Consider the following 24,822-nt stretch of genomic DNA (forward strand, 5'->3'; position numbering starts at 1 on the left):
GCTCAACAGTCTCGGCGCCAAGGCCATCGCCCCCACCGCCGAGGGCGGGTTGAAGGGACTGCCTGTAGAGCGGAGCTTGCTCCGCTGAGGCTTTCCAAGCGACCTGGCCGAAGAACAGCGGAGCAAGCTCCGCTCTACCAACAGCAGCGCCGCGTCAGAGCCCCGCCGCGCGACGCCACAGCAGGTCGGTCAGCGGCGGCAGCCTGCCGGCCAGGCCGAGCAGCGGGCCGCGCGCCAGGGTGGTATGCAGCTCGTCGGTGGAGAACAGGCGGTTGATGCCGTCGAAGGTGTAGGCGGCCACGGCGTTCTCGCTCAGGCGGGTGCGCGCCCAGCGCTGCAGCCGGTGCGCGCCGTCCCACGGCGCCTGCCGCGCCTGGGCCTGGGCCACGTTATCCAGCAGCCCGGCCACGTCACGCAGGCCCAGGTTTACGCCCTGCCCGGCCAGCGGATGCACCGCGTGCGCGGCGTCGCCGACCAGCAGCAGGCGGCCCTCGACGTACTGACGCGCCAGCTGCAGCCGCAGCGGGAAGGCCGCGCGCGGCGAGTCGATGACCATCTCGCCCAGCCGCCCGGCGAAGGCCTGGGTGAGCTCGCGCGAGAACGCGTCCTCCTCCAGCGCCAGCACGCGCGCGGCCTCTGCCTGCGGCAAGGTCCACACGATCGAACTGCGTCCCTTGGTGCAGGGCAGCACGGCCAGCGGCCCGGTCGGCAGGAAGCGCTGCCAGGCGGTGTCCTCGTGCGGGCGTTCGGTGCGGATGTAGCCGACTACGCCGCGCTGGCGATAGTCGTGGCCCTGCGTGCCCAGTCCGGCCAGCTCACGCAGGGTGGAGGCCGCGCCGTCGGCGGCGATCACCAGCCGGGCCTCCAGCCGCGCGCCGTCGTCCAGGGTCAGGCGCACGCCGGCCGCGTCCTGTTCCATCGCCTCCACCCGCGCCGGGCAGCGCAGCTGCACGCCGGCCGCGGGCAGCGCGGCCCACAGGCGATCGGCCAGCAGGCCGTGTTCGATCAGCCAGCCCAGCTCGCGTCGACCCAGGCGGTCGGCGTCGAACATCAGCTCGCCGCCGCCAGCCGCATCCCACACCCGCATGCGGCGGTAAGGCTGGGCACGCGCGCGGCGCACCGCGTCCCAGACGCCCAGGCGCTGCAGCAGCGCCGCGTTGTCCGGCGCGAAGGCGTAGACGCGCAGGTCCGGCGCCTGCGCCGACCAGGGGGTCGGCGCCTGGCCCTCGATCAGCACCACGTCCAGCCCGCGCTGGGCCAGGCCCAACGCGCAGGCCGCGCCGACCACGCCGCCGCCGACCACGATCACATCGCTGCGCGCGCGCCGACTCATGGCGCCGCCTCCCGACACAGCGCCGGCACGTCGCCGGCGAAGCCCATCGCCCCGCCGACCAGCATCGACTGCAGGCTCGGCATCCGGTCGATGGCCAGCAGCCCGGCGCTGCGCAGGGGCCGCAGCAGCGGCGCCGCATTGCTGGTCAGCCGCGCCAGGCCATCGGAGAAGCGCAGCGTGCGCTCGCGGTCCGGACCGCGCCGCGCGGCGTAGTCGGCCAGCAGCGCGTCCTCGCCCGGATCGTCGCCGGCGGCGATCAGCTCGGCCAGGGTCAGCGCATCGCGCAGGCCCAGGTTGAAGCCCTGCGCGCCGAGCGGATGGATGGTCTGCGCGGCATTGCCCAGCAGCACGGCGCGCGGCGCGACGATGCGCTGGGCCAGCACGCGCACGATCGGATAGCCGCTGCGCGGCCCGCTGGCCATGAAGCGCCCGGCGCGCCAGCCGAACACCGCCTGCACTCGCGCCAGCCACGCCGCCTCGTCCAGCGCGGCGACCGCCTCGGCGTCGTCTTCGCGCACCGCATGGATCAGCCCGTAATGGCGATCGCCGCGCGGCAGCAGCGCGGTCGGGCCGTCCTCGGTCAGCCGCTCCCAGGCGCTGCCGTCCGGGGCGCGGCTGGTGCGCACGCGCGCCACGAACAGGCGCTGCCCGTAATCGTGGCGCTGCGCCTCGATGCCCAGCGCGTCGCGCACGCTGCTGGCACTGCCATCGGCACCGACCAGCAGCGGCGTGCGCAACTCCTGCTCGCCCGCGTCGGTGGCGATGCGCAGCCGGCGCAGGCCGTCGGCCAGGCCGGCCAGCGCGACGAAGCGCGCCGGCCGGTAGCGGGTCACATGCGAACAGGCGTCCAGCGTCTCTTCCAGCGCCTGGCCGAAGTCGCGCGCGACCACCACCTGGCCGAAGGCCTCGCGCCCGTAATCGGCCGCCTCCAGCAGCACCCGGCCGAAATCGCCGCGGCGGCTGACGTGGATGCGCCGGATCGCGCCGGTGGGCGCGTGCAGCCGGGACATCACGCCCAGCGCCGTCAGCGCATTGACCGTGGCCGCGGCGAAGCTGAGATTGCGCTCGTCGAACACCGCCGGCATCTGTCCCGACGGCGTCGCCTCGATCAGGGCGACATCGCGCCCCAGCCGGTCCAGCGCGATCGCCAGACTGGCCCCGACCAGGCCGCCGCCGACGATCACCACATCATGTCGTGCACTCATGTCGCCATGATACGACCTGACCCATCCGGGCTTGTGGTGAACCGTTTACCAGCAGTTGGCGACGGTGTCGCCGGAGGCGGTCTTGACGTTGGCCTGGTTGATGCTCAGCGCGCCACAGCTGTCCGCCGCCTGGACCGGCGTGGGCGTGGCGGTGAGCGTGAAGGTGCTGGCGCCCTGACCTGACAACACCAGGGTATAGCGCGGGCTGGTGGCCTCGCGCGGCGAAGCGTTGTTCGGCAGGGCGAAGCCGAGATAGGTGTTGTTGGCGGTATGGAAGCGCTCGGCCAGGCTGGCATACTCGGCCAGATCCGCCTTGGCCTGCGCCCGGTAGCTGCGCAGCACGTAGCGCGTATAGGACGGATAGGCGATCGCCGCCAGGATGGCGACCACCGCCACCACGATCATCAGCTCCACCAGGGTGAAGCCGCGCACGCCGTCGTGCTTGCTGGACATCGTTGCGCCTCTCTTCCCAGGTTATTTCAGCTGACGCCAGGACTGGCGCCCGCACGGCACGCTGCCGTACAGGCCGGTGACGCTGCCGTTGGCGATGCCGGCGACGGTGCACTGGCCGGTCTGCTGCGTGCCCGCGCTTTCCACGCCGCGCAGCCAGCCCAGCGACAGCACCGGCGCGGTCGAGGTGGCCGTGGCCGAGGTGTTGGAGGACGCGCTGGCGCTGACCGCGCCGCAGCTGGCGGTGCAGATCGCGTTGCCGTTGGCATCGGTCAGTCCCGACATCGCGCCGCCGCCGGTCAGCACGCCCAGCCCGTACAGCCAGTTCTCGCCGCCGCCCGAGCAGTTGTTGCCCACCGTGGGCGTATAGGTGGCGAAATACACCACGCCGCTGAGCAGATAAGGCGCGCCGATGAAGCGCTCGCCCTGCGCATCCGAGCCGACCTCCAGGTCCACATACCAGCCGCGGCTGTTGGCGTAGTTGACCGGGTTGCTCGACACCGCGCGCGCGGCGTAGTTGGACGAGGGCGAGCTGGTCGCGGTGACGCTCTGCCCGACCAGCGCCGAGCGGCCGCCGACCGGCGTGCTCAGGTTGTCCTGGATGCCGTACAGGCTCTGCACGCTGACGCTGGATGCATCGCCGTTGACGAAGTAGCGGCCGGTGCCGAAGTACACCATGACCCCGCCGGCGCCGGAGGCGGCCTCCTTCAGCAGCAGATGGCCGGTGATCGGCTGCTCGTTGCCCTGCGCGTCGACGGCGCTGAACAGCGGTTTGCCGCCGAACCCCACCGACCAGGCGGTCGGGTCGGTGGCACTGAGATCGAACTTCCACACGTTGCCGCGCAGGTCGCCGGCATAGACGGTGTCGGCCAGGCCCTGGCCGTTGCCCAGCGCGGCCACCGCCACGTTGACGATGCCGTTCTTGCCCAGGTACGCGCCCGCGGTCGGGGCCAGCCTGCTGATCACTTGGCCGGTGCCGACATCGACCACGTACAGCACCGGGTTGCCGTTCACCGAATTGGCGCCGTTGCCGAAGATGGCCACGAAGCGCACGCCGCTGCTGGTCTTGACCGGCACCACCACGGCCGACCCGAGCACCTGGCCCAGGTTGGCATCGTTTTGGCCGGACAGCTCCCACAGCACGCTGGCCGCGCTGACCGCCGTGGGATCGGTGACGTCCAGCGCGAACACCGAGCCCTGCGGCAGCGTGCCGGCGTTGGTCTCACTGGCACCGCCCGCGCCGGTGGACCCGATCGCCACGGTGCGCCAGGCGCCGCCGTAGTAGGCATCGCCCACCGACACCGGGCCGTCCACGTAATAGCGATGCTGGAAGCCGCTGGTGGCGTTGGTGGTGCTGGTCACCGGGTCGGCCAGTTCGCCCAGATGCTGGCGTGCGCTGTAGGGCACGAAGCCGAACAGCTCATTGCCGCCGTTGCCGGTGCTGGCGTCGAAGCCGTGCAGCATGCCGTCGTTGGCCCCCACGTAAACGGCCGGCGTGCGGCCGGCCTTCCTGGTCAGGAAGGCCTTGTAGCTGGTGGCCAGGCCGGTCAGCCCCGTGGCCGAGCCCCAGGCCGCGCCATAGCCGTAGTCGTCGGTCGGCAGCGAGACCACCGGGCCGGAATTGACGATGTCGCCCAGCCGCGAGGAACGCGTGCGCAGCGTGCTGTTGCTCTGCCCCTTCAGATACGCCAGCAGGCTGTCGACCGTGGTGCTGCCCAGCCAGGCCTGGGTATCGCTGTCGCCGGTGTTCAGACCCAGGGCCGCCATCTGCGCGGTCCGCGAGCCGCCGGGGATGTTGGTCGAGACCAGCGCGCCGGTCTTGACCGCCATGCTGACGCTGCCATCGCTCCGGATCAGGGTCGGCGCGATCGCGGTGAAGAGGTTGCGGCTGGTGTCCGGGCTGGCGACGGCGTCGAGCTTGTTGGCCGCCGACCACAGCCGGGCCTTGGTCTGCAGCGAGGTGGCGATGACATCGCCGGTCCAGTCGTTGTCGCTGCCCGCCGCGAACGAGGCGTAGACCGAAAACGCGCTGCTGTCGATGCTGCTGCTGGACGAATTGCCGGACACCGCCACCGCGCTGCTGGCGGCCGAATCGAAGATCTGCTGCAGGCGCGTCTTGAGCTTGGTCGGATCGCGCGCCAGGAAGTAACCATCCGGCGTGCCGCTGGTGGCGCTGTCCCATTCGCCCGCGTCGGGCTTGCCGTTGCCGTTGCGGTCGGTGAAGTTGCCGTACTTGGCCGCGAACCACAGCGGGTTCTGCAGCACGCCGGTATTGCCGCTGCCGGTATTGAACAGATAGACCTTGGGCCGGCTCCACCGGCCGTACTGCGCGCTGGTGGCGGTCAGGTAGGAGCCATCGTTGCTGCCCGGGCGCAGCAGATCGCGGTAGGTGCCATCGGCCCCGGAGCCGGTCACGGTGAAGCCGGAGAGCAGCGCGTTGCCCGCATAGGCCGACAGCAGCTCGACGCGCAGCATCATCTGGCCACCACCGACCGCCGGCTTGTCGCCGCTGCCCGTGCACAGGGCCGAATCCGAGCGCCAGCAGATGTCGTAGCCGGCATAGGTCGCATCGTTGACGCCGCCGGTGCTGGTGCAGGCGCTGCCCACGCAGAAGCTGAGCATGGTGACCACGTCGTTGTCGTGGTCGTTACCCCACAGCGAGTCCTCCCACACGATCTTGTAGCTGCCGGCGACCAGATTGCCGCTGCCGTCGTACTGCAGGTCGCGGCCATAGACATAGCGCGGCGAGACCTGTGAGGCGGTCTTGCCGGCGCCGATGTTGCCCAGCGTGCAGGTGCGCCAGCCGCTGCTGGTCGCGGTAGCCGAGCCATTGTTGTTGGCCTGGCACACCGGCGAGATGGTGATGAAGGAGCCACCGACCGGAATCCTGAAGGTGGGCAGGCTCTCGGCCATCTGCACCGCATAGGTGCGTACCACGTTCTTGTAGCTGGCGGTCTTGCCGTTGCTGCCCACCAGGTCCGGGCGCAGGTCGGTGGTGGCCGCCTTGAAGGCCAGGCCGGCGATGCGGTAGCTGCCTTCTGTGGAAGGCGCATCCGGGCACAGGCCCAGCACCTTGCCCAGGCTGGTCACCGTCTGCGACTGGCAGTAGTCGGCATAGGTGTCCGCGGGCGCGCCCACCGCCAGCGTATTGGTGATGCGGCCGGCGAAATAGCTGCCGCCGGTGATGCCCTCGTCATCGCCCACGGTCTTGGTCGCCGAGTCCGCATCCAGGCTGAGGCTGCTGCTCCTGCCGGTGACGGTGGGGATCTCGTCGCTGTCGAACGAAGGCACCCCGGAGGACAGCACCAGGATGCTGCAGCTGGAACAGTAGGAATAGCCCAGCCCGTTGCCGGAGGCCGCGCCGTAGGGATCCTTCCAGGTCAGCCCCACCGGAATGCTGCGCGCGCTGTCGGCGCTGCTGTTGGTGCCGAAGGCCGCGGTCTTGCTGCCGCCGGCGATGTACTTGAGCGCCTCGCCGTACATCTCCGCCAGCGGATTGCCCCAGGCGCTGCAGGCGTAGCCGGAACTGTTGCCCGGGTCGTTCAGATAGCCGTTGCCGGCGCCGGCGGGATAGCCGTTGCGGTTGAGGATGCCGTAGGTGCCGCAGTCGTTCCAGACCGAGCCGGTCCAGCCGACCGTGCTGGCGCCGTTCTTGTAGCTGATCGTGAAGTTGTCCACCGCCTTGACGATGCCCTCGTCGCCGGCGGCGGTGCTGATCAGATAGCAGAAGCGCCCGTTCTGGGTGTTGACCTCATCGCCGGTGGCGCAGGCGCTGGTACCGTTGCCGGCGAAGCGCCCGATGTTCCGGCGCAGCACGCCGCCGGCGCGCGGCTGGTCGTAGGTGCCGCTGATCAGGCCGAAGCGCAGCTTGCCACTCTCGCCGTACTGCTGCAGCAGCCCGGCAGGCCGGTAGTAGGTGTAGGTGCCGTCGCTGTAACTGCGGCAGAACGACTCGCGCAGGCTGGCATCGCTGTTGTCGCACACGTCCACGCGGACGCTGAAATCCTGCTTCACGCTGCTCGGGTCGTCGGTGGTCGAGCCCACCGTGCACTGGCTGTTCGAGGTGGCCGCCCATTCGGTATAGCTGCCGGCGGCCGCGCGCATCAGCGGCGCCCCGCCGACCGACAGCGAGGCGTTGCAGAAGGACATGGTGGAGGTGTATGGCGTGTACTGGCCGATGTCGCTGCCCGAATACACCTTCACCCAGGCATGCAGATCGTTAGGCACGTAAGACCTCTCGAGGATGGTCTGGTAGGCCCCCTTGCTGCCGACCGTGTCGGTGCTGCGCTTGCCGCCGTACAGCACATAGCGCAGCAGGTCCAGCCGGCTCATCGTGGCCCAGTTGAGGAAGTTGCCCGACCAGGTCCCCGCGCACTGGTGCGCATTGGCCCCGCTGGCCGCGGCGGACGCCTTGAACACCGAGCCGGTGTAGGCGTAGCAGAGATTGGGGTCGAAGTAGCCGGAATAGCTGAAGGTGTCGGTATAGGTGGTGTCGATCCGCCCGTCGCCATCCAGGTCGGTGTAATCCGAGTAGGCGCGGTTGAACAGCTGCTCGTCGCGCGACATCACCATCATCATCAGCGGCGGCTCGCTGTCGCCCAGATACATCGGGCTCTGCGACATGGCGAAGTCGCTGGTGGACGCCAGCAGCGGCATGAACACCATCAGCAGCAGCGCGATCGCGGCCACGGCGCGCAACAGCCGCAGCGGAGCGCGGGCGGGCAGGTCCGGGGAGGTCATGGGATGTAGATCGTCTGGACGACCGCGGTCGCGGCCGGGCTGGAGGGCGTGTCGACGGCCAGCGAAGTGATCTCGTAGGCACTGCCGACCGAGCTTGCGTCGAGCGTGGCCCCCAGGTTGCTCGAGGTGCCGGTGGTGGCGTCGCAGACCAGGCGACGCACGTACACCGCATTGGCGGCGCCCTGCGTCCGCGACCACGCCAGGGCATCGAAGGTGCAGGCCGTGCTGTCCTTGGTCACGGAGAGGGCCGAGGCCTTCAGCGCGGCCTCCTTCTGCCTGGCCTGCGCCTCGGCGTTCTGGAAGGCCAGATCGGACTGGCGGTAGTTGGAGGCCATCTTTTCCTGCATCGAGGCCACCGTCATGCCGCTCAGCCCCAGCAGGGCCAGCAGCAACAGCATGACCAGAGCGACATACAGGATCGCGCCGGCCTGCCGGCCCGGCGTGCGCGGCGCACGGAGCTTGCGCTCAGTTTCCATAGAGGCGGTTCCGCAACGTGACGGTGGACTGGTAGACCGAGCGCGCGCGCGCATCGTCCGGCGTGATGAAGGTGACGCCCTGGGTGGTCAGGCGGTTGTCGGCCGTGGCCTGGGTGGCCGACGCAGGTTCCGGGCTGGCCATCACCAGCCCGATCTGCACACTGACCACCCGGCGCCAGGCCTTCTCCGGATCGCCCATCGAGGCATCGACCTGGGCGGCGGTCAGCAGCTGGGTCACCGCGCCGCTGGGCGTGGTGCCGGAGGCCTGCTCCTGACCGTAGAGCAGCTGCATGTTCTCCACGCCTTCGACCAGTTCCTCGGACTGGGTGGTCAGCACGCCGCCCGGCGCGGCCGTGAAGCGCACCCGATACAGCGAGGGACGCTGGGTCTGGCTGTTGAGGCCGACGTAGTACACCTCGCTCTCGGCGCGATACAGCTCGGCCCCCTGCGGGAACTTGAAGTTCACGTTGGCCAGGCCGGCATTGAGCGCCGTCGCCCCGACCGACACGCTCGCCGCCGGAGACACGGCGGCGGCCTGGAAGACGATGGCGTTGTCGCAGGTGGTGATGCCGAACAGGCCGGGCGCTGCGATGCCGCCCTTGAACAGCGTCCAGTCCGCGGCGCTGGGCGAGATGGCGAACGTGGGGGTTGCGCCGTTGACCGCCGTGGCGATGGGCAGGCCCTGCCCTTCCAGATAGCGCAGCACCAGGATGTCGCTGCCGGCGACGCGGTTGGTCAAGGCGGCGGCGATCTGCGCGGGCAGCGCCGGGGTGAAGCTGCCGCCCACGGTGGGGGTGCTGCTCAGGGTCACCGTGGTCCCCGGCGTGGTCCCGTTCGCCCCATAGCCGCGCACGGCGAAGTTGAACTGCAGCGCGGCGTCAGCGCCGGCGCCGAAGGTAGTGCGCGTGGTCAGCAGCGAGGATCCGTCGCGGGTCAGGATGGTGTCGCTGCTGCAGCCCATGTGCCCGGCCATGCGCAGGTCCCGGCTCAGGTAGTCCATGGCGAAGCGCCCGCCCTCCTGCAGGCGCGCCTGTGCCTTGGCCAGGCGATAGGCGTTGCTGGAGGCCGAGAAGACCTGCACCACGCCCAGCAGCAGCAGCAAGCCGATCAGCAGGGCGATCATCAGCTCGATCAGCGACAGGCCCGCCTGCCTGAAACGGGATGCCCGGCGAAGGCGGCTCATAGCGTCGTGCTCGTGCTGAAGACCTGCTGGCCAGTCGAGGCGGCGTTGCCGCGATCGTCGGTCCAGCTGATCGACACCGTCAGCGTCGTCGCATCGCCGCTGGGCGTCTGGGTGACGGTGGCCGAGGCATCGGCCCCGAGCGCGCGACCCAGCTGGCATTGCCAGAGCGTCTTGAAGGTCGCCGCGGTCATCGCGCCGGTCGCCAGCGCGCAGGCGCTGGCGTCGGCGGTCCCGGTATACGTGGTGGCGTAGGCCGCGACGGACTTGCGATCCGCGCGCACCTGGTCCAGCAAGGTGTCGGCCAGCTGCGTGGCCTTGGTGCGGTAGTTGGCGCTCTCGGTGTAGCGCACGTTGACCACCTGCAGCATCGCGAAGCCGAGCAGCCCGACCGCCAGCACCAGCAGGGCGATCAGGACCTCCAGCAGGGTGAAGCCGCCCTGGTTTCGAGCGCGGGCACTCACCGGAAAGGTCACGACCTTCACGAGCAGGCTCCCGAGACCACCTTCACCGAGCCGGTCGCGGCCACGGCGATGTCGCGGCGCAGTCCCGCCGCGCCGCTCGCGCAGTCCACCGGCTGCAGGCTCAGCACCTGATCCACGCCGGAGGCACGGCGCCCGCGCGAATCGAAGTTCACCACCGCCCCGCCGGTCCCGCTCAGCTGCAGCCGGTCGTTGCCGGCCTCGTAGCGCACCACCGGCTCGCCCGCGCTCAGGACGCCGTCGCCATTGGTGTCGTCCCACACCAGCCAGCCGCCGGACCAGCTGGCCGCGCAGCTGCTGCCGTCGGTGCTGGGACACAGCCCGGACGCCTGGATCGTGCGGATGGCCTCGGACCGGGCCAGGGCCAGCCCCGCCACCAGCGAATTGGCCTGGGTCGTCAGCTGGGTCTGCTGGATGACCGACTTGAAGCTGGGAAAGGCGATGGCCGCCAGGATGGCGAGCACCACCACCACGACCATCAGCTCGAGCAGGGTGAAGCCCGCGCTCCCACCGCGCCATCCTCCGGCGCGCCAGGCCCTGGCCCCTCTTCCGAACCGTTCGCAAGCATCCACCGGCATGCCCCCCCCTGCGCACGAGCCGGGCACCTCCACGGCTTGGCGAGCGCGGGCGCACGCTAATCCCGGCCAAGCCGCGGCCGATGTCCATCTTTTGCGCCATGTGTCGCCGGCACGCAGCGCGGGCAAGCAACGGCAGGAGCGTGCCCGCGACACCGATGAGCGGTCGGCGGCGCGCCGTGAACGGATGGCGCCCCCACGCCTGGGGACGCGCACGGTAGAATCGCCGTTCATGCACCAGACTGCCACCATGACCCCGCTCCCCACCCGTACCGGCCCGCGCGCGGCCATCCTGGCCTTGCTGGCCGCCGTGATGATCGCCACCCGCCTGCACCTGCCGGCGCTGTCCACGCACATCGGCGCGCTGCCCGACGCCTCCTGGGCGGTGTTCTTCATGGCCGGGTTCTACCTGCGCGGCTGGTCGCGCTGGGCCTTCCCGCTGTTCATGGCGCTGGCGGTGGGCGTGGACTACGCCGTCATCACCGGCCAGGGCCTGGAGTTCTGGAAGCACTACTGCGTCTCGCCGGCCTACTGGTGCCTGGTGCCGGCCTACCTGGCCCTGTGGCTCGGCGGCAGCCTGACCGCGCGCGCCGCCGTCCGCCTGCGCCAGGAGCGCACCCTCGGCGCGGCCGTGGTCGCGCTGGTGGCCTCGGTGGCGGTCTGCCACCTGATCAGCCAGGGCAGCTTCTACTGGCTCAGCGACAGCGTGCCGCAGCCGGCGACGCTGGCCGGTTGGTGGAAGAACTACTCCGACTGGTTCCTGCCCTTCCTGCGCAGCACCGCCATCTACGTCGGCCTGGGCGTGATCGTCCATGTGGGCGTGCAGCAGGTCGTGCGCCTGGCCCGACCGCAGGACCGCACCGCCGGCTGAAGCCGGCGCGCCGCGCATGGGACACCGCCTGTCGCGCATCTATACGCGGACCGGAGACGACGGCACCACCGGCCTGGGCGACGGCAGCCGCACCGGCAAGGATTCGGCCCGGGTGAGTGCCTACGGCACCGTGGACGAGGCCAACTCGGCCATCGGCGTGGTGCTGGCCGCGCCCGGCGTGGCCGACGACATCCAGGCCCTGCTGACCACGGTCCAGCACCAGCTGTTCGACCTGGGCGGCGAGCTGTGCATCCCGGGCCATGCGGCCATCACCGCGGCCGACGTGGACGCGCTGGAGCGCCAGCTGGACGGTTACAACGAGCACCTGCCGCCGCTGAAGGACTTCATCCTGCCGGCCGGCGGTGAGGCGGCCGCGCGCTGCCACCTGGCCCGCACCATCGTGCGCCGGGCCGAACGCGAGACCGTGGCGCTGTCGCGCCTGGAGCCGGTGCGGCCGGAGGCGATCGGCTATCTCAACCGGCTCTCGGACCTGCTGTTCGTGCTGGCCCGCGTGCTGGCCCGCGCCGATGGCGCCGGCGAAGTGCTGTGGGACCACCGGCGCCGGCTCGCCGCGCCGTGATCATCCTGACCCACCCGGCCTGCCTGGGCCACGACCCCGGCCCCGAGCATCCCGAACGCCAGGCCAGGCTGGAGGTCGTGCTCGAGGCGCTGCGCCGCGACCACGGCGACCTGGACTGGCGGGAGGCGCCCTCGGCCAAGCTCGGCGACCTGCGCCGGGTCCACACGCCCGAGCACATCCAGGCGGTGATGGAACACGATTTCAGCGGGCATGTGATGCTCGACCCGGACACGGTGGTCAGCCCGGGCTCGCGCGCCGCGGCGCTGCGCGCGGCCGGGGCGGTGATCGCCGCGGTCGATGCGGTGATGGACGGGCGCGACCCGGTCGCCTTCTGCGCCGTGCGCCCGCCCGGCCACCACGCCACGGCCAGCACGGCGATGGGCTTCTGCCTGCTCAACAACATCGCCATCGGCGCGGCCTATGCCTGCGAGCACCACCGGCTGGAGCGCGTGGCGGTGGTGGATTTCGATGTGCACCACGGCAACGGCACCCAGGCCATCTTCCAGGACGACCCGCGGGTGGCCTACTTCAGCAGCCACGAGTCGGGGCTGTTCCCCTACAGCGGGGCCCCGTCCGAACGCGGCGTCGGCAACGTGCTCAACGCCCTGCTGCCGCCGGGCAGCGGCAGCTTCGCCTTCCGCAACCTGTGGGAGGACCGGATGCTGCCGGCGATCGAGGCCTTCCGCCCGCAGCTGGTGATGATCTCGGCCGGGTTCGACGCCCATATGCGCGATCCGCTGGCCGACCTGATGCTGGACACCGAGGATTTCGACTGGATCACCCGGCGCCTACGCCAGATCGCGCAGACCCACGCCGGCGGCCGCATTGTCTCGGCGCTGGAGGGCGGCTACGACCTGGACGCCCTGCGCGAGTGCGCCAGCGCGCACGTGGCGGCGCTGCGCTGACGGCCGCCGGGCCTGCCCTGAACCCGAGCCGGCCGTTGTCGGCGCGTCTTCATTGCCCCGTCCATCCCGATACGGCAAGCTAACGGCCGTTTTTCGTCCGGATTCCCCAACGCGTGCGCCGAGCCTTTCGCCTGCTGCCCATTCCGTTCAGCATTGCCCTGGCCCTGCCGGCCATGGCCGCGGATGAAAAACCCGTCAGCTACGCGCTGTGCCCGGTCCAAGATGCGATCCCCGCCTTCGACGGGGCGCCTGCGGCCGTCGCGCCGAAGGATCAGGCCGCCCAGCGCCAGCAGAGCCAGCTGCTGCCCACCGATGTAACCGGCGACACGCTCAACGGCAACAACATCGACGGCACCGCCAACTACCAAGGCAATGTGCGCCTGATCCGTGGCGATCAGTTCCTCAATGCCGACAACCTCTTCCTCAACCAGGAAGAAGGCACCTACACCGCCGACGGCAATGTGCGCTACCAGGACTCGGGCATCCGCGTCATCGCCAAGCGCGCCAGCGGCAACCAGAACGACGACTCGCATCACATCGAGGACGTGCAGTACCAGCTGATCTCCCGCCGCGGCAACGGCGTGGCCGACACGATCAACATGGTCGGCCCGCAGGGCGAGCTGATGGGCTCGACCTATACCACCTGCGACCCGGAAGACCCGGCCTGGCAGCGCTGGTACCTGCGCTCGCGCGAGATCGACGTCAACACCGACGAAGGCTTCGCCACCGCGCACCACGCGGTGGTGCGCATCGGCAGCGTGCCGATCCTGTACGCGCCCTGGTTCAAGTTCCCGATCGACGACCGCCGCCAGACCGGCCTGCTGTTCCCGCGCGTGGGCCTGTCGGGCAAGAACGGCCTGAGCTACGAGCAGCCGATCTACCTCAACCTGGCGCCCAACTACGACTCCACGCTGTATCCGCGCTACATGAGCGACCGAGGCGTGGTGTTCGGCGGCGAGTTCCGCTACCTCTACCACGGCGGCGAAGGCAAGCTGGAAGGCGCCTGGATGCCCAGCGACGACCTGGTGCGCCGCCGCGCCCGCGACTACGCCAACGCCCTGCCCGGCAGCGGCGACGAGAACATCTACAACGATCCGCTGCAGGACAAGAACCGCGGCTTCTTCCGTTTCCGCGGCCATCACGACCTCAGCAGCACCTGGCAGGCCCGCGCCGACTTCTCCTGGATCAGCGACTCGCGCTATCTGGAGGACAACGGCGGCATCTCCAACGGCACCAACGGCGGCTACGGCTATGCCACCTCGGCCCTGACCAGCACCGTGGGCATCTATGGGCGCTCCCAGTACTGGAACGCCGGCGCCGAGACGATCACCTACACCTCGGCCGACTACACCGTCGACAAGGCCACCCTGCCCTACAACAGCCTGCCGCGGCTGTTCTTCAACTACGACCGGCCGGTGCTGGACTGGCTGACCGTGGGCTTCAAGAGCGACCTGAGCCGCTTCGACCACAGCGAGAAGGACGGCGGCAGCCGCCTGGACCTCAAGCCCTATGTGTCGCTGCCGCTGCGCGGCGCGGCATGGTTCATCGAGCCGGGCCTGGCCTATCGCTACACCGCCTATCACCTGGAGCAGGGGCTGGCCGACCAGCTCGGCGGCGACCGCTCGCCGACCCGCTCCACGCCCATCGCCACGGTGGACGCCGGGCTGTTCTTCGACCGCGACACGCAGTGGGGCGACACGCCCTACCTGCAGACGCTGGAGCCGCGGCTGTACTACCTCAACGTGCCCTACCGCAACCAGAACAACCTGCCGCTGTTCGACACCGGCGACATGACCTATAGCTGGGGCCAGCTGTTCCGCGACAACCGCTTCTCCGGCGCCGACCGCCAGACCGATGCCAACCAGCTGACCCTGGCGCTGACCAGCCGCAGCATCCGCCAGACCGACGGTCTGGAGAAGTTCAACATCAGCCTGGGCCAGATCCTCTATTTCGAGGATTCCAATGTCCTGCTGAACCAGAACTCGCAGCCGATCGAGAAGGGCAAGTCGGCCTGGATCGTCGACTCCAACTACATGCCCACCGACCGCTGGACGCTGGGCGCGTCCTACCAGTACGACGCCAAGAACAGCCGCGCCGACCTGATCAGCTTCCGTTCGCGCTATCTGATCGGCAACGACGGCGTGGTCAACCTGTCCTACCGCTACCGCCGCGACCTGCTCAAGCAGGCCGACCTGTCTTTCCTCTACCCGATCAACCCGGTGTGGAGCGTGGTCGGGCGCTACTACTACTCCTTCCAGGACAACAAGGTGCTGGAAGCGATCGGCGGCGTGCAGTGGGACAGCTGCTGCCTGGCCGTGCGCCTGCTCGGCCGCCATTACGTGCGCAATCGCCAAGGCGATTCGGACAACCAGATCCAGATGGAGTTCGTGCTCAAGGGCCTGTCCTCGCTGGGCCAGAACACGGACAAGACCTTGCGCCGTGGTATTCTCGGCTATTACCGCGACGACCTGTATCTGGTGCCTCCCAGCGTCGCCGCCCCGGATCTCGACGACAACGACGACACCGGTTCCGATCCGTTCTGAAGACATCCATGACCATTCGATCCCTTTTCGTTGCCGGCCTGCTGGCCGCTACCGTCATCGCGCCGCTGCGCGCGCAGGAATCCCAGCCGCTGGACGGCATCGCCGCCGTGGTCAACGAGGACGTGGTGCTGAAGAGCGAGCTGGACCGCGCCGTGGCCAACGTCCAGGCCCAGTACGCCAGCAACCCCGCCCAGCTGCCGCCGCCTGAAGTGCTGCGCCGGCAGGTGCTCGAGCGCCTGGTGCTGGTCAAGCTGCAGGTCGCCCGCGCCCAGGAAAACGGCATCAGCGTCAGCGACGAGGAAGTCAACAGCGCTGTGGCCAGCGTGGCCCAGCAGAACAACACCACGGTCGACGGCCTGCGCCAGCGCCTGGCCGCCGAAGGCCTGTCCTTCGACGAGTTCCGCAGCTCGCTGCGCGACGAGATCACCGTCCAGCGCCTGCGCCAGAGCTACGGCCAGAGCCGCATCCGGGTCAGCGAGGCCGAGGTCGACGCCGCGCTCAAGGCCCAGGCCAACGGCGGCGTGCAGTACCACCTGGCGCACATCCTGATCGGCCTGCCCGAGGGCGCCACCGCCGAGCAGATCGCCACCGGCCAGAAGAAGGCCGAGGGCGTCAAGAGCCTGCTGGACCGCAACGAGATGGACTTCTCGGCCGCAGCCGTGCGCTATTCGGACAGCCCCAACGCGCTGGAAGGCGGCGACCTGGGCTGGCGCAGCCTGGACGAGATCCCGGTGGCCTTCGTCGACACGCTCAAGAGCATGCAGGCCGGCCAGGTGGTCGGCCCGATCCGCGGTCCGTCCGGCTTCCAGCTGCTCAAGCTGGTCGAGACCCGCGACGCCTCGCAGGCGCCCAGCCAGATGACCACCGAGTACCACGCCCGCCACATCCTAGTGCGCGTCACGCCGGTGCAGGACGCCGCGGCGGCCAAGGCCAAGATCGACACCCTGCGCGCCCGCATCGCCGGCGGCGCGGACTTCGCCGAGCTGGCCAAGGCCGACTCCGAGGACGCCAACACCAAGAACGATGGCGGCGACCTGGGCTGGTTCACCGCCGACCAGTTCGGCCCGGACTTCGGCCAGCGCCTGACCGCGCTGAAGGACGGCGAGGTCAGCGAGCCCTTCCGTACCGAGGCCGGCTGGCACATCGTCCAGCGCGAAGGCACCCGCCAGACCGACGTGACCGATCAGAACCGCCGTGCCCAGGTACGCGACACGATCGGCCGGCGCAAGCTGGAAGAGGAATACAACCGCTACCTGCTGGAGCTGCGCGGCGAAGCCTACGTCAGCTTCCGCACCGGCGACCCGGCGATCGACAACGCCACGCCGGATACCGCGATGAGCGCCCCGGGCGCGGCCGAGGAAGCGGCCCGTGCCGGCAAGAAGCAGCGCGGCGGCGACAACAACGACATGCCCGGCTCGGCCTCGTCCAGCCAGATGCCGTAAGGCAGCCAGGGTGATGCGGCCCGACCTGGCGCTCGTCCCCGGCGAGCCGGCCGGGATCGGGCCGGAACTTTGCATCCGGCTGGTCCAGCAGCCGCGCCAGGACTGCCGGCTGGTCGCCTTCGGCGATGCCGACACCCTGCACGCGGCGGCCCAGGCGCTTGCGCTGCCGCTGAACCTGCTGCCCGCCGACGCGCAGCCCCAGGCGCCGGGCGACCTGGCCTTCGTGCCGGTACCCAACGCGGTGCCCAGCCGCTTCGGCAGGACCGATCCGCGCAACGCGGCCGCGGTCATCGACGCCCTGCTCGCCGCGGCCGATGGCTGCATCGCCGGCCGCTTCGCCGGCGTGGTCACCGGCCCCGTGCACAAGGCGGTGATCAACGAAGGCGGCATCGCCTATACCGGCACCACCGAACTGCTGGCCCATCATGCCGGCCGCGCGGTGGTGATGATGCTGGCCAACCAGATCGTGCGCGTGGCGCTGGTCACCACCCACTTGCCGCTGCGCGCGGTGCCCGATGCCATTACCGAGGCCGCCCTGCGCCACGCCGTGCACACGACCGTGCAGGCGCTGCGCGAGGACTTCGGCATCGCCCGTCCGCGCCTGTGCGTGCTCGGCCTGAACCCGCACGCCGGTGAGGAAGGCCACCTGGGCCGCGAGGAGCTGGACCTGATCATCCCGACGCTGGCGAGCTTGCGTGGGGAAGACCTGGAGCTGATCGGCCCGCTGCCGGCCGACACGGCCTTCCTGCCCGACAAGCTGGCCGGCTTCGACGCGGTGCTGGCGATGTATCACGACCAGGGCCTGCCGGTGCTCAAGTACAGCGGCTTCGAGCAGGCCGTGAACCTCACCCTGGGCCTGCCCTACCCGCGCGTGGCGGTCGATCACGGCACCGCGCTGGCGCTGGCCGGCCAGGGCGTGGCTGACCCCTCCAGCCTGTTCGCCGCGGTGCGCACCTGCGCGGCGATGGCCGCGCGCAGGCGCACACGGTGAACTCAGCGGCAAGCCCCCGCCTGGGAGCACCCGCCCCCCTGTAGAGCGGAGCTTGCTCCGCTGGGGCTTTCCCGATGATTCGGCCGGAGAGCAGCGGAGCAAGCTCCGCTCTACAAGGATGCCGGGATACGACAAAGAGGACGGCCTGCCCATGCCGGGTAAACTGTCGCAATGACCGCTACCCCCCACTTCAGTGCACCGGCCAAGAAGTCGCTCGGCCAGCACTTCCTGCACGAGCGGCACTACATCGACCGCATCGTGCAGGCGGTCGATCCCAAGCCGGGCGACACCCTGGTGGAGATCGGCCCAGGCCAGGGCGCGATCACCTTCCCGCTGCTGCGCCGGCACGGTGCGCTGACCGCGATCGAGTTCGACCGCGACCTCATCGCCCCGCTCACCGCCGCCGCGGAGGACGTGGGCGATCTGACCATCCTCCACCGCGATGTGCTCTCGGTCGATTTCACCGAGCTGGCGCAGGGCCGCACGCTGCGCCTGGTCGGCAACCTGCCCTACAACCTGTCCTCGCCGATCCTCTTCCATGCGCTGGACCATGCCGCGGCGATCGCGGACATGCATTTCATGCTGCAGAAGGAAGTGGTCGATCGCATGGCCGCGGGCCCGGGCAGCAAGGTGTACGGACGCCTGAGCGTGATGCTGCAGGCCTACTGCGAGGTGACGCCGCTGTTCGTGGTGCCGCCGGGCGCGTTCAGCCCGCCGCCGAAGGTCGATTCGGCCGTGGTGCGCCTGGTGCCGCGGGATCCGGCGCGTATCGACGTACGCGATCCCAAGCGCCTGGAAGCGGTGGTGCGCGCGGCCTTCGGCCAGCGCCGCAAGACCTTGCGCAATGCGCTGTCCAGCGTGTGCGACGTGGCCCAGATCGAGGCCGCCGGCATCCGCCCGGATGCGCGCGCCGAACAGGTGGCCGTGCGCGACTTCATCGCGCTGGCCAATCTGCCGTACGGCGAGGCGGCCGAACCGGGCTGAGGCTTGAGTACACTGTGCGCATGAGCAGCAACGATTACGCCATCGATGTCGATGTCGCCACCCGGTTCCTGGAAGAACGCTCGGAACCTGCCAGCGGTCATTACGTCTTCGCCTACACCATCGTGATCCGCAACCGCGGCACGCAGCCGGCGCGCCTGCTCGCGCGCCATTGGGAAATCACCGACGGCAACGGCAAGACCGAGCGCGTCGATGGCGAGGGCGTGGTCGGCGAACAGCCGCGCCTGCGTCCGGGCGAGCTGTTCCAGTACACCTCCGGCGCGGTGCTGGAGACCGACCACGGCACCATGCGCGGTCGTTACGACATGGTGGCCGACGACGGCACGCACTTCGATGCCCCGATCGCGCCCTTCGCGCTGTCGGTGCCGCGTACGCTGCACTAAGCGCCATGGCGGTCTGGGCGATTGGCGACCTGCAGGGCTGTTACGACGCCACGGCACGGCTGCTGGAAAAACTCGATTTCGATCCCGCGCGCGACCGGATCTGGTTCTGCGGCGATCTGGTCAACCGCGGCGGGCAGTCGCTGGAGACCCTGCGCCTGGTGCATTCGCTGCGCGACCACTGCGAGGTGGTGCTGGGCAACCACGACCTGTCGCTGCTGGCCATCGGCGCGCGCACCGAAGAGGAGCAGCGCAAGGTCAATCCGGACCTGGGCCGGATCGTGCAGGCGCACGACCGCGACACGCTGCTGGAATGGCTGCGTCACCGCGAGCTGGTGCACGTGGACCGCGAGCTGGGCTGGATGATGGTGCATGCCGGCCTGGCCCCGCGCTGGAACTGCGCCGCAGCCGAGGGCTATGCGCGCGAGGTGGAGAAGCAGCTGCGCGGCCCGGCTTTTCGCAAGCTGATGCGCAGCATGTACGGCGACAAGCCCAACTGGTCCACCGGCCTGGCCGGCCCGGACCGCTGGCGCGCGATCATCAACGTGCTCACCCGCATGCGCTACTGCACGCCGCGCGGGCGCATCGCGATGGAAGAGAAAGGCACGCCGGGCACGCAGGCGCAGGGCCTGTATCCCTGGTTCGCCGTGCCCGGCCACGAGCCGCGCGAACTGAAGATCGTCTGCGGCCACTGGTCCACGCTGGGGCTGATGCTGGGCCTGGGCGTGCACGCCATCGACACCGGCGCGGTCTGGGGCGGCAGGCTCACCGCGCTGCAGCTGGATACCGATGAGCTGCGCGTGGTGCAGGTACCGGGGCGCGATGTCGACCCGGGCACGGCACGGCGCGATTAGCATCAGGTCGTCGTTCCTGCGAAAGCGGGAACCCATGGACGTTGATTCGGGGAAGCCCCAGAGGCGCTGGGTTCCAGCATTCGCGGGAACGGCGGTGGAGGACTTTTGCAGCGGCTTTCGGGCCTGCCTCGATGGCAGCCGCTAGGCCTGCCTGACGTAATCCACGAACTCGAACGCCAGCGCGTGGCGGTCGTCGGCCGCATGCGGCTGGCGCGCCGTGACGCGCCACTGCGCCGGATCGGAGCACGGGAAGAAAGCCTCGGCGCCCTGCACTTCGGTGTCCACGTGGGTCAGATACAGCACGTCGGCCAGCGGCAAGGCCAGCGCATAGACCTGGCCGCCGCCGATGACGCACAGCTCCTCGGCGCCCTGCCCGCTCGCCTGGCGCAGCGCGGCATCGAGCGAATCGACCGCGACCATGCCCTCGAACGGCACCTGCCCACCCCGCGTCAGCACCAGGTTCAATCGACCGGGCAAGGCACGCCCCAACGACTGCGCGGTCTTGCGCCCCATCAGCACCGGCTTGCCCAGGGTCAGCGCCTTGAAGCGCTTGAGGTCATCGGGCAGGCGCCACGGCAGATCGTTGTCGCGGCCGATGGCGTTGTGGCGGTCGAGCGCGGCGATGAGCGAGATGCGGGGCCTGGAAGACGCCGGCGCCTCGGACGAGGCCTGCGTCATACCGCCACCGGCGCCCTGATCGCCGGATGCGGGTCGTAGCCGAGGATCTCGATGTCCTCGAAGGTGAAGCCGAACAGATCGGTCACCTCCGGATTCAGATGCAGCCTGGGCAAGGCACGCGGCGTGCGCGTGAGCTGCTCGCGCGCCTGCTCGAAGTGGTTCGAATACAGATGCGCATCGCCCAGCGTGTGCACGAAATCGCCGACGCCCAGGCCAGTGGCCTGCGCCACCATGTGGGTCAGCAGCGCGTAGCTGGCGATGTTGAACGGCACGCCCAGGAAGATGTCGCCGCTGCGCTGGTAGAGCTGGCAGCTGAGCTTGCCGTCGACCACGTAGAACTGGAACAGGCTGTGGCACGGCATCAGCGCCATCTGCGGCAGCTGCGCCACGTTCCAGGCGCTGATCACCAGCCGGCGCGAATCCGGGTTGCGCTTGATCTCCTGCACCAGCCACTGCATCTGGTCGATGGTCTGGCCGTCGGCGCCCTCCCAGCTGCGCCACTGCTTGCCGTAGACCGGGCCGAGGTTGCCGTCCGCGTCGGCCCATTCGTCCCAGATGCTGACCTTGTTGTCCTTGAGATAGGCGATGTTGGTCTCGCCCTTCAGGAACCACAGCAGCTCATGGATGATCGAGCGCAGGTGCAGCTTCTTGGTGGTGACCAGCGGGAAGCCTTCGCCCAGATCGAAGCGCATCTGCCAGCCGAACACGCTGCGCGTGCCGGTGCCGGTGCGGTCGGACTTCTCCGCGCCGTGCTCCAGCACGTGGCGCAGCAGCTCCAGGTACTGGCGCATCAGTGCGCCTCCGCGGGCGTGGCCTGCGCCGGGGGCACCGGCTGCAGCACCGGCGCGCGGCGCGAGCGCCACAGCAGGAACAGGCCCAGCGCCACCAGCGGCAGGCTCAGCAGCTGGCCCATCGTCACCCAGCCGAAGGCCAGATAGCCCAGCTGCGCGTCCGGCACGCGCACCAGTTCGACCAGGAAGCGCGAGAGGCCGTAGAGCAGCGCGAACAGGCCGGACACCGCGTAGCGATGGCGCGGCCGCATCGAGAACACCCACAGCACCGTGAACATCAGCACGCCCTCGAGCAGCGCCTCGTAGAGCTGCGAAGGATGCCGCGCGTAGCGGTCCAGCGCGCCGGCCGCGTACTGCGCCTGCAGCTGCGCCTGGCTCAGGTGCTGCTCGTAGAGGGCCGGATCGGTGGTCGGGAAGATCACGCCCCAGTTGGTGCCGGTGTACTTGCCCCACAGCTCGCCGTTGACGAAGTTGGCCAGGCGGCCCAGGCCCAGGCCCGCCGGCACCAGCGGCGCCAGGAAGTCCATGGTGTCGAAGAAGTGCAGCCGATGCCGGCGCGACCACAGCCAGGCGGCGGTGAGCACGCCGAGCAGGCCGCCGTGGAAGCTCATGCCGCCCTCCCACACCTTGAACACCTTCAGCGGGTTGTCCAGGTAGACCGGCAGGTCGTAGAACAGGATGTAGCCCAGCCGCCCGCCCAGCACCACGCCGAGCATGGCGTAGAACATCAGGTCGGAGAAATGCTCCAGGTTCACGCCCGGCAGGCGCCCGGCCTGCACGCGACGGCGGCCCAGATACCAGGCGGCGAAGAAGGACAGCGCGTAGGCGATGCCGTACCAGTGCACATCGACCGGGCCGATGGAAAAGGCGATGGGGTCGAGGTGGTGCAGGAAGATCATGCGTGGCCGACGGCGGACGAAACAGCCGACATTCTGACGTACCCGGCTGGCGCGCGCATGCGGCGCGCCGCAACGCGGCGAGCCGCGGCCGCGCTCAGCGCCGCCGGATCAGGGCGCCGAGCCCTCTTCCACCGCCGGCAGCGGCGGGCGCAGGCGGAACAGGCGCAGGCCCGCGGCGTTCAGCGCGGACTGCGCCGGCCCGGCGAGGTCTTCTTCGCCCGCCAGCCAGGATTCGACCAGCGTGCGGTCGCCGCGGCAGGCCAGCAGCAGCTCGTGCGCCGGCACCGACGGGCTGGCCTGGGCGACGTCGTGCAGGAACACCTGACGCAGCCGCAGCGAGCCGCGCAGCGCCAGCACCGTCTGCACCAGCAGGAAGGCGCCGATGCCCCAGGCCGCATCGCCTACGCCGCGCGCCGTGGTCAGCCAGGCGAAGGCCACGCAGGCCAGGGCACGCACCAGGGTGGCGCGGGTGTTCTCGCCCGGCATCTGCCAGCGCTGGTGATGCAGGTATTCGAACCAGGTCAGCACCAGGGCGAAGGCCGCCAGCGCGTTGCAGCCGGCCAGCACCAGCGCGCTGGACGCGGCCACCGCGATGGCCAGGTCGCGGCGGCGCGGGCGCATGGCGGCGGTGTACAGCCCGGGCAGGCGGGTCAGCGTGGCGGTGAGGGCTGGGTGCATGAGGACATCCTGGCGCGGCGGGCGGGGGCGGCGCAGAGGCCGGCGGCGCGCACGGCGCCTGCCTGGATTTCGCTGCACGGACCGTGCCTGGCGGCGAAGCAGGTGCTTGGATGATGCCGCAGTGCGGCAGCCCCGTGAAGGGCGCGTGATGAATATCGGCGAACGGCGGGCATTCCTGTGGTCGAGATCACAGGACGGCATCGGTGGGATGCAGAGGTGGCACGTCGATTCACCCACCTGTAGAGCGGAGCTCGCTCCGCTGCTCTTCGTCCAGTTCGTGGGAGAGCCCCAGCGGAGCAAGCTCAGCTTCTCTTCGTCCGGTTCGTGGGGAAGGCCCCAGCGGAGCGAGCTCCGCTCTACAACGATCAGAGAATCCGCGGCAGATCGGGCAGCTCGTTGTCGCCGCGCTGCCCGGGCACCGCCGGAAACGCGCGGGCCAGCAGTGCCGAGGCGGCCTGCACCCCGGCAATCACCGCCGCTTCGGGATCGCCCTGGCGCATGCCGGCTTCGATCTGCGCGCAGACCTGGTCCCATTCCTCGGTGCTGACCCGGCCTTCCAGGCCGCGGTCGGCGACGATCTCGATCTGGTGATCCGCCAGCAGCAGGTAGATCAGGACCCCGTTGTTGGCGGCCGTGTCCCAGGTGCGCAGCCGGGCGAAGGCCGCATGCGCGGCCGCGCGCCCGTCCACGCCCGCCCAGACCGCGGACGGGTGCAGGCCGGACTCGACCGCAAACATCACCTCGCCGCTGTGCAGGCGCTCGCCTTCGGCGACGGCCTGGGCGATGCGCTGCAGGCGATCGGCCGGGAACAGCCGGTGCGCGGACGGCGCGAACAGGTGCCGAAGCCAGCGCATCACCAGCTCCCCGAGGCGCCACCGCCTCCAGACGAGCCGCCGCCACCGCTCCAGCCACCGCCGCCGCCGAAGCCGCCCCCGCCACCGAATCCACCGCCGCCCCAACCGCCGCCGCCGAGGCCACCGCCCCAGCCGCCGAAGCCGCCCGGCCCGGCGAAGCGTCCGCCCGAACCGCCCAGCAGTCCCATCAGCAGGCCGATCACGCCCGCCAGCCCGCCCACCAGCACGGAGGCCAGCAGCCAGGCCACCGCGCCACCGGCCACGCCGCCGGCCAGCGCACGCAGCGGCCGCGGCAGCGCGCGCAGCACGGTGCGGGCGAAGCCGGCCACGATCAGGCCGGCGATCAGCGCGAACAGCCAGTCGCCGCCGCCTTGGCGACCGCCGGCCGGGTGCGAACTCTCCGGCGCCGGCAGCGGCTCGCCATCGATCAGCTTGACCAGCACCGCCGTGGCGTCGGTCAGGCCGCCGGCGTAGTCGCCCTGGCGAAACTTGGGCGCCAGGTATTCCTGGATGACGCGGTTGGCGATGGCGTCGGGGATGGCGCCTTCCAGCCCGTAACCGGGCTGGATGCGCACGCGCCGGTCGTCCTTGGCCACCACCACCAGCACCGCGTCGTCCACGCCCTTGCGCCCCAGCTTCCACTGGTCGAAGACGCGCTGGGTGTACTGCTCGATCTCTTCGGGCTGGGTGGTCGGCACCATCAGCACCTGCAGCTGGGCGCCCTTGCGCTGCTGCAGGTCCAGCGCCTGCTGGCGCAGCGCGCCGGCCTGCTCGGCCGAGAGCGTGCCGGTCGTGTCGATGACCGGCGAGTCCAGCGTCGGGATGGCCGCCTCCTGCGCCAGCGCCACGGGCGCCAGCAGCAGGACCAGCAGCAGCGCAGCCAGGCGCAGCAGCGGTTTCATCGCGTGTTGCG

General features: G+C 70.2%; 23 protein-coding genes. 9 read left to right on the forward strand and 14 right to left on the reverse strand.

Annotated features, from left to right (window positions below):
• Positions 1 to 154: 154 nt before the first annotated feature.
• The 8 genes from WFQ05_RS15545 to WFQ05_RS15580 are packed head-to-tail and all read right to left on the reverse strand — an operon-like array spanning position 155 to position 10,798.
• Entirely contained in the window at positions 155 to 1,333 is a 1,179-nt protein-coding gene (locus WFQ05_RS15545) for a UbiH/UbiF family hydroxylase (protein ID WP_337054479.1), read from the reverse strand.
• Positions 1,330 to 2,538, reverse strand: coding sequence for a 2-octaprenyl-6-methoxyphenyl hydroxylase (gene ubiH / locus WFQ05_RS15550; RefSeq protein ID WP_337054480.1), 1,209 nt, complete (start codon positions 2,536 to 2,538; stop codon positions 1,330 to 1,332). The genes WFQ05_RS15545 and ubiH overlap by 4 nt, the downstream gene beginning before the upstream one ends.
• Positions 2,539 to 2,583: 45 nt before the next feature.
• Positions 2,584 to 2,991 (reverse strand): type IV pilin protein, encoded by a 408-nt coding sequence (locus WFQ05_RS15555; protein ID WP_337054481.1) that lies wholly within the window; start codon positions 2,989 to 2,991, stop codon positions 2,584 to 2,586.
• 21 nt (positions 2,992 to 3,012) lie between these two features.
• Positions 3,013 to 7,728, reverse strand: coding sequence for a PilC/PilY family type IV pilus protein (locus WFQ05_RS15560; RefSeq protein ID WP_337054482.1), 4,716 nt, complete (start codon positions 7,726 to 7,728; stop codon positions 3,013 to 3,015).
• The gene (locus WFQ05_RS15565) at positions 7,725 to 8,204 is read right to left on the reverse strand and encodes a PilX N-terminal domain-containing pilus assembly protein (RefSeq protein WP_130519218.1); all 480 of its coding nucleotides are present in this window, start codon (positions 8,202 to 8,204) and stop codon (positions 7,725 to 7,727) included. The genes WFQ05_RS15560 and WFQ05_RS15565 overlap by 4 nt, the downstream gene beginning before the upstream one ends.
• Complete coding sequence (locus WFQ05_RS15570) at positions 8,194 to 9,387, reverse strand: PilW family protein (protein WP_337054483.1); 1,194 nt, start codon at positions 9,385 to 9,387, stop codon at positions 8,194 to 8,196. Before WFQ05_RS15570 ends, WFQ05_RS15565 begins: the two co-directional genes overlap by 11 nt.
• Positions 9,384 to 9,869 (reverse strand): type IV pilus modification protein PilV, encoded by a 486-nt coding sequence (gene pilV / locus WFQ05_RS15575; protein ID WP_235872411.1) that lies wholly within the window; start codon positions 9,867 to 9,869, stop codon positions 9,384 to 9,386. The genes WFQ05_RS15570 and pilV overlap by 4 nt, the downstream gene beginning before the upstream one ends.
• Positions 9,866 to 10,798, reverse strand: coding sequence for a GspH/FimT family pseudopilin (locus WFQ05_RS15580; protein ID WP_337054484.1), 933 nt, complete (start codon positions 10,796 to 10,798; stop codon positions 9,866 to 9,868). Before WFQ05_RS15580 ends, pilV begins: the two co-directional genes overlap by 4 nt.
• Here WFQ05_RS15580 and WFQ05_RS15585 point away from each other — a divergent pair.
• The 9 genes from WFQ05_RS15585 to WFQ05_RS15625 all read left to right on the forward strand — a co-directional run bounded on the left by WFQ05_RS15585 (position 10,692) and on the right by WFQ05_RS15625 (position 20,009).
• Positions 10,692 to 11,312, forward strand: coding sequence for a hypothetical protein (locus tag WFQ05_RS15585; protein WP_337054485.1), 621 nt, complete (start codon positions 10,692 to 10,694; stop codon positions 11,310 to 11,312). The genes WFQ05_RS15580 and WFQ05_RS15585 overlap by 107 nt on opposite strands.
• 16 nt (positions 11,313 to 11,328) lie before the next feature.
• Complete coding sequence (locus WFQ05_RS15590; RefSeq protein ID WP_130519226.1) at positions 11,329 to 11,892, forward strand: cob(I)yrinic acid a,c-diamide adenosyltransferase; 564 nt, start codon at positions 11,329 to 11,331, stop codon at positions 11,890 to 11,892.
• Positions 11,889 to 12,797 (forward strand): histone deacetylase family protein, encoded by a 909-nt coding sequence (locus WFQ05_RS15595; RefSeq protein ID WP_130529370.1) that lies wholly within the window; start codon positions 11,889 to 11,891, stop codon positions 12,795 to 12,797. Before WFQ05_RS15590 ends, WFQ05_RS15595 begins: the two co-directional genes overlap by 4 nt.
• A gap of 113 nt (positions 12,798 to 12,910) precedes the next feature.
• Entirely contained in the window at positions 12,911 to 15,340 is a 2,430-nt protein-coding gene (gene lptD, locus WFQ05_RS15600) for an LPS assembly protein LptD (RefSeq protein WP_130523604.1), read from the forward strand.
• An 8-nt stretch (positions 15,341 to 15,348) separates the two neighbouring features.
• A complete protein-coding gene (locus WFQ05_RS15605) occupies positions 15,349 to 16,782 on the forward strand; it encodes a peptidylprolyl isomerase (RefSeq protein ID WP_130519232.1) in 1,434 nt (477 codons plus the stop codon).
• Between the two features lie 10 nt (positions 16,783 to 16,792).
• On the forward strand, positions 16,793 to 17,773 hold the full coding sequence (gene pdxA / locus WFQ05_RS15610; RefSeq protein WP_337054486.1) for a 4-hydroxythreonine-4-phosphate dehydrogenase PdxA: 981 nt from the start codon (positions 16,793 to 16,795) through the stop codon (positions 17,771 to 17,773).
• 171 nt (positions 17,774 to 17,944) lie between these two features.
• Positions 17,945 to 18,757, forward strand: coding sequence for a 16S rRNA (adenine(1518)-N(6)/adenine(1519)-N(6))-dimethyltransferase RsmA (gene rsmA, locus WFQ05_RS15615; protein WP_337054487.1), 813 nt, complete (start codon positions 17,945 to 17,947; stop codon positions 18,755 to 18,757).
• 20 nt (positions 18,758 to 18,777) lie between these two features.
• Positions 18,778 to 19,158 (forward strand): Co2+/Mg2+ efflux protein ApaG, encoded by a 381-nt coding sequence (gene apaG / locus WFQ05_RS15620; RefSeq protein ID WP_130519236.1) that lies wholly within the window; start codon positions 18,778 to 18,780, stop codon positions 19,156 to 19,158.
• 5 nt (positions 19,159 to 19,163) lie between these two features.
• The gene (locus tag WFQ05_RS15625) at positions 19,164 to 20,009 is read left to right on the forward strand and encodes a symmetrical bis(5'-nucleosyl)-tetraphosphatase (RefSeq protein ID WP_130523602.1); all 846 of its coding nucleotides are present in this window, start codon (positions 19,164 to 19,166) and stop codon (positions 20,007 to 20,009) included.
• A gap of 141 nt (positions 20,010 to 20,150) precedes the next feature.
• On the opposite strand, the gene WFQ05_RS15630 is transcribed toward WFQ05_RS15625, so the two are convergent.
• The 6 genes from WFQ05_RS15630 to WFQ05_RS15655 form a co-directional block, all read right to left on the reverse strand.
• Entirely contained in the window at positions 20,151 to 20,687 is a 537-nt protein-coding gene (locus tag WFQ05_RS15630; protein WP_337054488.1) for a dihydrofolate reductase, read from the reverse strand.
• Positions 20,684 to 21,478 (reverse strand): thymidylate synthase, encoded by a 795-nt coding sequence (locus tag WFQ05_RS15635; RefSeq protein ID WP_130519240.1) that lies wholly within the window; start codon positions 21,476 to 21,478, stop codon positions 20,684 to 20,686. The genes WFQ05_RS15630 and WFQ05_RS15635 overlap by 4 nt, the downstream gene beginning before the upstream one ends.
• Positions 21,478 to 22,377 carry a prolipoprotein diacylglyceryl transferase gene (gene lgt, locus WFQ05_RS15640; RefSeq protein WP_130519243.1) on the reverse strand — a complete coding sequence of 300 codons (900 nt, stop codon included), beginning with the start codon at positions 22,375 to 22,377 and terminating at the stop codon, positions 21,478 to 21,480. Before lgt ends, WFQ05_RS15635 begins: the two co-directional genes overlap by 1 nt.
• Positions 22,378 to 22,485: 108 nt before the next feature.
• Entirely contained in the window at positions 22,486 to 23,055 is a 570-nt protein-coding gene (locus WFQ05_RS15645; RefSeq protein WP_131660052.1) for a hypothetical protein, read from the reverse strand.
• A 365-nt stretch (positions 23,056 to 23,420) separates the two neighbouring features.
• On the reverse strand, positions 23,421 to 23,909 hold the full coding sequence (locus WFQ05_RS15650; protein WP_130529356.1) for a TPM domain-containing protein: 489 nt from the start codon (positions 23,907 to 23,909) through the stop codon (positions 23,421 to 23,423).
• The gene (locus WFQ05_RS15655) at positions 23,909 to 24,811 is read right to left on the reverse strand and encodes a TPM domain-containing protein (RefSeq protein ID WP_337054489.1); all 903 of its coding nucleotides are present in this window, start codon (positions 24,809 to 24,811) and stop codon (positions 23,909 to 23,911) included. Before WFQ05_RS15655 ends, WFQ05_RS15650 begins: the two co-directional genes overlap by 1 nt.
• Positions 24,812 to 24,822 lie beyond the last annotated feature (11 nt).

Source organism: Pseudoxanthomonas sp. USHLN014, from assembly GCF_037153335.1.
Taxonomy (GTDB): domain Bacteria; phylum Pseudomonadota; class Gammaproteobacteria; order Xanthomonadales; family Xanthomonadaceae; genus Pseudoxanthomonas_A; species Pseudoxanthomonas_A winnipegensis.